The following is a 2,771-nucleotide window of genomic DNA, read 5'->3' as shown; positions in this document are numbered from 1 at the left end:
CGAGGTCGGGGAACGCCTCGATCAGCCGTTCGGGCTGGACGTGGGCCAGCCCGAAGGAGCGGATGCCCGGGGTGTCGATGATCCAGCCCGCGTCGCCGCCGGCGGGATCGTGCGGGAGCGGCAGCATGTAGGCCGAGGTCGAGGTGTGGCGGCCGCGACCGGTGACGGCGTTGACGACGCCGACCTCGCGGCGTGCGTCGGGCACCAGCGCGTTGACCAGCGTGGACTTCCCGACCCCGCTGGAGCCGACGAGCACGCTCACCCGCCCGGACAGCCGCTCGCGCAGCGCAGAGATGTCACCGCCGCGTCGGGTGACCACCCAGGGGACGCCGAGGGAGCGGTAGGTGACCAGCAGGGTCTCGGGGTCGGCCAGGTCGGACTTCGTCATGCAGATCAGCGGCTGCATCCCGGCGTCGTACGCCGCCACCAGAGCACGGTCGATGAGCCGCGGCTGAGGGTCGGGGTTGGCCAGGGCGGTGACGACGACCAGCTGATCGGCGTTGGAGACGATGACCCGCTCGACCGGGTCGTCGTCATCAGCCGTGCGTCGCAGGGTGGTGGAGCGCTCGCGCACCTCGACGATCCGGGCGAGCGACCCGTCGGCCCCCGAGGTGTCGCCGACGACGCGGACCCGGTCGCCGACCACGACCCCCTTGCGCCCCAGCGGCCGGGCCTTCATGGCCAGGACCGTCCGGTCCTCGACGAGCAGCGTGAACCGGCCCCGGTCGACCGTCACGACCACGCCGTCGACAGCGTCGTCGTACGTCGGGCGCTCCTTGGTGCGCGGACGGGTGTGGCGGCGCGGACGGTCGTAGTGCTCGACGTCGTGGTCGGAGTATCGTCCCCGCGCCTTGGGGCTCATCGCCGCTTCATCCTCGGGTCACCGTGACTCAGTCGGCGATCAGCCCGGACCAGAAGCCGGCGAAGTCGGGGAACGTCTTGCCGGTCGTCGCGACGTTCTCGACCAGGACGTCCTCGACGGCGGCGCCGATGATCACGCCGGCGTGGGCCATCCGGTGGTCGGCGTAGGTGTGGAAGACGCCGCCGTGCAGCGGCGCGGGCCGGATGCTCAGGCCGTCGTCGTGCTCGGTGACGTCGGCACCGAGCCCGTTGAGCTCGGTGGCGAGCGCCGCGAGGCGGTCGGTCTCGTGGCCGCGGATGTGCGCGACGCCGCGCAGGTGCGACGGTGCCTCGGCGAGCGCACAGAGCGCGGCGATCGCGGGCGTCAGCTCGCCCACGTCGTGCAGGTCCACGTCGATGCCGAGCAGGGTGCCGCTGCCGGTGACGCGCAGGCCCTCCCGATCGAATGCCACCTCACACCCCATCGCCGTGAGGATGTCGCGCAGGGCGTCGCCGGCCTGGGTCGTCTCCCGCGGCCAGTCCCGCACCACGACGGTGCCGCCCGACACCGCTGCGAGCGCCAGGAACGGCGCCGCGTTCGAGAGGTCTGGCTCGATGAGGTGGTCCACGGCGCGGACGGGGCCGGGAGCCACCCGCCAGCGGTCGGCGTCGGACCCGTCGACCTCCACGCCGTGCTGGCGCAGCATCGCCACGGTCATGTCGATGTGGGGGAGCGAGGGCACGGGCTTGCCGTCGTGGCGGACGTCGACGCCCTGCTCGTAGCGGGCACCCGCCAGCAGCAGCGCGGACACGAACTGCGAGGACGCCGAGGCGTCCACGACGACCGTCCCGCCCCGCACGGAGCCCGAGCCGTGCACGGTGAAGGGAAGCGCGTCGCCCGCCACGTCGACCCCGAGCGCACGCAGCGCGCCCAACACCTCGCCGATCGGGCGGGTGCGCATGTGCGGGTCGCCGTCGAAGGAGACCGCACCGCTGGAGAGACCCGCGACCGGCGGGACGAAGCGCATCACGGTGCCTGCCAGGCCGCAGTCGATGCTCGCGTCGCGGTCGAACGCCCCGGGAGTCACGACCCAGTCCTCGCTGCTGGTGTCGACGTGGGACCCCAGCGCCGTCAGGGCGGTCGCCATCAGCGTGGAGTCCCGCGAGCGCAGGGCGCGGCGGACGACGGAGGGGCCGTCGGCGATCGCGGCGAGCACGAGCGCGCGGTTGGTCAGCGACTTGCTGCCCGGCAGCGTGACGACGGCGTCGACGGGACGACGGGCACGGGGCGCAGGCCAGGGCTCAGTCACCCGCGCAGCCTAGCGACGTACGCCGGCGGCAGTCCTCAGGCCACCTTCGCCTTCGCGAGCTTGGCCTCCTGGCGAGCCGCGGCGGCGAGGTGCTTGGCCTCGCGGCGGGCGTCCTTGGCAACCCGGCGCGCGCGCCACGCCACACCCGGCTTGCCGTCGGTGTCACCTGCGGCGATCACCAGACCGCCGAGGACCGAGAGGTTCTTGAAGAAGTGCAGCTTCTGCTGGGTGCGCTGGGTCGGGTCGGAGACCTCCCAGAAGCGGTGGCCGGCGGCGGTGGTCGGCACCAGAGACGCGGCCAGGACGGCGGCGGAGAGGCGCGGCGCACGCCCGGTGGCCAGCGCCAGTCCGGCGCCGAGCTGCACCCCGGCGTTCAGCTTGACCAGCGTCTCGGGGTCCTCGGGCAGCGGGATGCCGGCCCGCTTGGCCAGCGGGACCAGACGGCTGGTCACCGGTTCGGCCTTGCCGGCGGGCACCGAGGTGTTCTTCAAGGCGTTGGTCGCGCCGACGACGAAGATCGAGGCGAGCATGGGGCGGGCGAGGAGTCTGCTGATGCTCATGCCTCCTTCTTACCCGTCCGGCCCAGGGACCAGTCCTGGGTGAAGGTCGAGATCAGGGGAC

At 73.2% G+C, this 2,771-nt stretch carries 3 protein-coding genes; all 3 read right to left on the bottom strand.

Going from position 1 to position 2,771, the window contains the following annotated elements; all coding sequences use genetic code 11:
- The coding region (gene rsgA / locus Q0L15_RS18260) for a ribosome small subunit-dependent GTPase A (RefSeq protein ID WP_296605875.1) at window positions 1-862 on the bottom strand (862 nt) is incomplete at its 3' end.
- 28 nt (window positions 863-890) lie between these two features.
- Window positions 891-2,150: a 3-phosphoshikimate 1-carboxyvinyltransferase gene (gene aroA, locus Q0L15_RS18255; RefSeq protein ID WP_296605874.1), complete on the bottom strand. Its 1,260-nt coding sequence runs from the start codon at window positions 2,148-2,150 to the stop codon at window positions 891-893.
- A gap of 35 nt (window positions 2,151-2,185) precedes the next feature.
- Window positions 2,186-2,710, bottom strand: a complete 525-nt coding sequence (locus Q0L15_RS18250; RefSeq protein WP_296605873.1) for a DoxX family protein — start codon at window positions 2,708-2,710, stop codon at window positions 2,186-2,188.
- Window positions 2,711-2,771: the final 61 nt, after the last annotated feature.

The organism is Nocardioides sp., from assembly GCF_024509035.1.
Classification (GTDB): Bacteria; Actinomycetota; Actinomycetes; order Propionibacteriales; family Nocardioidaceae; genus Nocardioides.
This window is presented reverse-complemented; position numbering and strand designations above follow the sequence as displayed.

Coding starts and splice junctions, on each gene's coding strand:
- Q0L15_RS18250 (WP_296605873.1), bottom strand. CDS start 2,710: ATGAGCATCAGCAGACTCCTCGCCCGCCCCATGCTCGCCTCGATCTTC.